This window comes from Saccharomonospora iraqiensis subsp. paurometabolica YIM 90007 (assembly GCF_000231035.2).
GTDB lineage: Bacteria > Actinomycetota > Actinomycetes > Mycobacteriales > Pseudonocardiaceae > Saccharomonospora > Saccharomonospora paurometabolica.
In genome coordinates this window covers 2,940-7,674 of sequence record NZ_KI912256.1, presented here as the reverse complement: position 1 = coordinate 7,674, position 4,735 = coordinate 2,940, and the positions used below count along the sequence as shown (strand labels likewise).

Genomic DNA, 4,735 nt, shown 5'->3' with positions numbered 1-4,735 from the left:
GTGACACCGACGGTGAACCCGGCGAGGTCGGCGACGCCCGCCGCGGGGCCGGTCACGGGGCCGCGACCTGCACGACGCCGTCGACCACGCGCACCGGGTGGGTCGGCACCCGCACCGACGTGTCGTCCAGGCAGACACCGGTGCGCAGGTCGAACCGCTGTTTGTACACGGGTGAGGCCACCACGGGCACACCCGCGTGTTCGCCCACGATCCCGCGGGAAAGCACGGCGGCACCGCTGAACGGGTCGAGATTGGACAGTCCGTGCAGGCTGTCGTCGTCGGTGCGGAAGATCGCCACCTGCACGTCCCCGTCGAGCAGGGCGGCCACCCCGTCGGCACGCGGCACGTCGGCGATCCGGCACACGGCCACCCACCCCGCTCCCGAGGGGTCCGGCCCCGGCACGTCGTACGCGCGATCGCCGGTCGTGGGCTGTCCGGTCGTGGGCTGTCCGGTCGTGGTCATCGGTGCGGCACCTCCGGGGTCGGCAGGAGCACGGGGACGTGCTGCTCGCGTTCCACCTCGAACGCCACGGTCGGGTCACCGACGCCGGGGGCGTTGACGAAGCTGGTGAACCGGGCGAGCTTGTCCGGGTCGTCCAGCACGTCCTTCCACTCGTCGGTGTAGCCGGCGATGTGTTCGGCCATCGCCCGGTCCAGTTCGGCGCCGATACCGAGTTCGTCGTCCACGACCACCGCACGCAGGTGGTCGAGCCCGCCGTCCAGTTCCTCCAACCACGCCGCGCTGCGCTGCAGCCGGTCGGCGGTACGGACGTAGAACATCAGGAACCGGTCCACGGTCCGCACCAGTGTCTCGGTGTCCACATCGGATACCAACAACTCGGCGTGCCGGGGCAGCGCCCCGCCGTTGCCCCCGACGTAGAGGTTCCAGCCGCTCTCCGTGGCGATGATGCCGACGTCCTTGCTCCGCGCCTCCGCGCACTCCCGGGCGCAGCCGGACACCCCCGCCTTGATCTTGTGCGGGGAGCGCAGCCCCCGGTACCGCAGCTCCAGCTCCACCGCCAGCCCGACGCTGTCCTGCTGGCCGTAGCGGCACCAGGTGGTGCCGACGCAGGACTTCACGGTGCGCAGCGCCTTGCCGTAGGCGTGGCCGGACTCGAACCCGGCGTCCACCAACCGCCGCCAGACCGCGGGCAGCTGCTCGACACGGGCGCCGAGCAGGTCGACCCGCTGCCCTCCGGTGATCTTGGTGTAGAGGCCGAACTCGCGGGCCACCTCGCCGAGCACGATCAACTTCTCCGGGGTGATCTCCCCGCCCGGCACCCGGGGCACGACCGAGTAGGTGCCGTTGCGCTGCATGTTGGCCAGGAAGTGGTCGTTGGTGTCCTGCAGGCCCGCCCGCTCGCCGGCGAGGATGTGTCCGTGGCCGAGGGTGGCCAGGATGGAGGCCACCGTGGGTTTGCACACCGCGCACCCCCGGCCCCGGCCGTAGGTGGCGATCAGCTCGCTGAAGGTGCCGATCCGGGTGGCGCGCACGATCTCGAACAGCTCGGCGCGGGACTGCTCGAAGTGCTCGCACAACGCCCGGGACTGCTCCACCCCGCACGCCGACAGCAACGTGCCCAGCATCGGCACGCACGAGCCGCAGGAGGTGCCCGCCCGGGTGCACGCCTTCAGCGAGGGCACGCTGTCGCACCCGTCGTCGACGATCGCGCGGGTGAGCATGCCTTTCGTGACGGCGTTGCACGAGCAGACCTGGGCGTCCTCGGCCAGCGCGTCCACGCCGACCGCCGCGCCCCCGCCCTCGGGGGCGAGCAGGGCAGCAGGATCGTCCGGCAGCTGTGCACCGAGGAGGCCGCGCAACAGGGTGTACTGCCCGGCGTCGCCCACCAGCACCCCGCCGAGCAGGGTACGGGCGTCGTCGGAGACCACCAGCTTCTTGTACGTGCCCGCGACCGCGTCGGCGACGGCCACCTCCAGCGCGCCCTCGGAGGTGGCGTGGGCGTCGCCGAAGGCGGCCACGTCCACCCCCATCAGCTTGAGCTTGGTGGCGGTGTCCGCCCCGCCGAACTCCGCGTGCTTGCCGAGCAGGGTGGCGGCGGCGACCTCGGCCATCGTGTAGCCAGGGGCGACGAGCCCGTAGACCCGGCCCTCGACGGCCGCGCACTCGCCGACCGCGAACACGTCCGGGTCGCTGGTGCGGCAGGTGGTGTCCACCAGCACGCCGCCCCGCGGCCCGAGGTCCAGACCGCAGTCGCGGGCCAGCTCGTCGGCGGGCCGGATCCCGGCGGAGAAGACGAGCAGGTCGATGTCGAGTTCGGTGCCGTTGCCGAGGCGGGCCCGCAGCCGGTCCCCGTCGGGCTCGATCACCTCGGTGGACGTCCCGGTGTGCACGGTCACGCCCAGGTCGGTGATCAGCCGGTGCAGCACCGCGCCGCCACCCTCGTCGACCTGCACCGGCATCAGTCGGGGCGCCATCTCCACCACGTGCGGGGACAGGCCCATGTCGCGCAGCGCCTTCGCCGCCTCCAGCCCGAGCAGGCCCCCGCCGACGACCGCGGCGGACGGCCTGCCCACCCCGGCGCGGGCGCGGGTGACGGCGTCGGCGATGGCGTCCAGGTCGTCGATCGTGCGGTACACGAAACAGCCGGGCAGGTCGCGCCCCGGCACCGGGGGCACGAACGGCCGGGACCCGGTGGCCAGGACCAGCGCGTCGTAGTGCACGACCTCGCCCGAGGCGGTACGCACGCACCGGCCCGCCCGGTCCACCGCGACGACCGGATCCCCGAGCCGCAGCGTGACCGCGTCATCGGCGGAGTAGTCGGCCCCCGGCAGCGCGAGCGCCTCCGCGTCCCGATCGGCCACGTACGACGTGAGATTGACCCGGTCGTAGGCGGGACGACGCTCCTCGGCGAACACGACGACCCCCCACGACCCATCGGTGTCGGCGGACCGCACGGCCTCCACCAGCCGGTGGGCGACCATGCCGTGCCCGACGACAACCAGCGTTCGACTCATCGGCAACCTCCGTAGCGACGGCTGTGGACCATGCTCACCGGCAGCGGTGTCCGGGCCGATTCCGCGGCGTTGCGGCGGTGTTTCCGCTTCCTCCCACCCGCTCCCGCTCACGGTGCTCACGCCCGCGCGTGGCGGGGAGCGCACGCGCGGTCGGCGGCGGATCGCCCGCCACCCAGGTAGCACCACCAGGTGACGGCCAGACAGACGACGTAGAAGGCCACGAGCACCAGCAGTGCCGGACCGAGGCCGCCACCCGCGTCGTCGAGGGAGAACCGGAACACGAGATTGACCAGCACGCCGCCGAGGGCCCCCACCGCCCCGCACACGCCGACCACGGCTCCCGCCTGCCGCCTGGCGGAGGCGGCCACCGCGGCCGGGTCGGTGCCGGTGCCCCGGGCCGCGCGCTCGGCCTCGGCGGCGACGATCACCGGGATCATCCGGTAGGTCGATCCGTTCCCGATGCCGGTGAGCACGAACAGAGCCACGAACGCGCCGAAGAACACCGGAAAGTCGTTCCGGGACACCCCGGCCAGCGCGGCCAGGGCGCCGGGGATCAGCGCGCCGAAGGTCCACACGGTCACCCGGGCGCCCCCGGCCCGGTCGGCCAGCCAGCCGCCCACCGGCCGGGTGACCGACCCGATGGCGGCGCCGAGGAACGCCAGCGACACGAGGTGCCCGTGTCCGGGGAAACCCGTCGCGATCAGGGTGGGGAAGGCGAACGAGAAGCCGAGGAACGAGCCGAACGTGCCGATGTAGAGCAGCGACAGCACCCAGGTGTGCCGGTTGCGCAGCGCCGAGCGGTAGGAGCGCCCGTCCGGCCTGGCCGCGCCGACGCTGTCCATGAACGCCCACGCACAGCAGGCCGCGACGATCACCACAGGCATCCACATCAGCGCCGCGTGGACCAGGTTGATCCCCGTGCCGAGACCGATCACCACCGGGACCAGCAGCTGCGACACGGCCACCCCGAGGTTGCCGCCCGCCGCGTTCAACCCGAGCGCCAGCCCCTTGCGGTGCTCCGGGAAGAAGAACGAGATGTTGGCCATGGACGAGGAGAAGTTCCCGCCGCCGAACCCCATCGCCGCCGCGGTGAGCAGGAAGAACCAGTACGGCGTGCCCGGGTTCGTGACGGCGTGGGCCAGCATCAGGCACGGGATCAGCAGCACCGCCGACGACAGCGTCGTCCACGCCCGCCCGCCGAGGACCGGGACCGCGAACGTGTACGGCACCCGCAGCGCCGCGCCGACCAGGTTCGGCACGATGAGCAGCCAGAACGTCCGCCCGACGCCGAAGTCGTAGCCCACGGAGTCGAGATGGATCACCACGATGCTCATCAGCGTCCACACGCTGAACCCGAGGTGCTCGGCGAAGACCGAGAACACCAGGTTCTTCCACGCGGTGGCCCGGCCGGTGCGCCGCCAGAACCGCGGGTCCTCCGGCTCCCAGTGGTCCAGCCACCGTCCGCGCCACCGGAAGGACTCCGGCGCCGGTGTCGGTGGCGGTGTCGTCGTGGCGGTCCCGGGTGCGCGGGCCATGGGCGTCTCCCTTGCCGTGTGCGAATGCGGAAACGGTCGGCACGAAGCGTCCCGTCGGACGGTTTCCGCGGTGCCGTCGGCGAGGTGGCAGCCGTGCTACGCCTCCCGCACCGCGGCGTCGGCACCCGGTGAGCACCTGTCCCGGAGCCGGTCCCGGAATGTCCGGGAGGGTCCGGGCGGGTTCAGGCCGTGTCCGCCAGCCAGTCGGCGACGCCCCGGACGGC

3 protein-coding genes are annotated in these 4,735 nt (G+C 72.8%); all 3 read right to left on the bottom strand.

The genetic code is table 11. From position 1 onward, the window contains the following. Positions 1-52: 52 nt before the first annotated feature. The 3 genes from nirD to SACPADRAFT_RS0218785 all read right to left on the bottom strand — a co-directional run bounded on the left by nirD (position 53) and on the right by SACPADRAFT_RS0218785 (position 4,511). Positions 53-463, bottom strand: a complete 411-nt coding sequence (gene nirD / locus SACPADRAFT_RS0218795) for a nitrite reductase small subunit NirD (RefSeq protein WP_007026556.1) — start codon at positions 461-463, stop codon at positions 53-55. Beyond that, on the bottom strand, positions 460-2,976 hold the full coding sequence (nirB, locus tag SACPADRAFT_RS0218790) for a nitrite reductase large subunit NirB (protein ID WP_007026557.1): 2,517 nt from the start codon (positions 2,974-2,976) through the stop codon (positions 460-462). Before nirB ends, nirD begins: the two co-directional genes overlap by 4 nt. A gap of 116 nt (positions 2,977-3,092) precedes the next feature. Further along, positions 3,093-4,511 (bottom strand): MFS transporter, encoded by a 1,419-nt coding sequence (locus tag SACPADRAFT_RS0218785; protein WP_007026558.1) that lies wholly within the window; start codon positions 4,509-4,511, stop codon positions 3,093-3,095. Positions 4,512-4,735 lie beyond the last annotated feature (224 nt).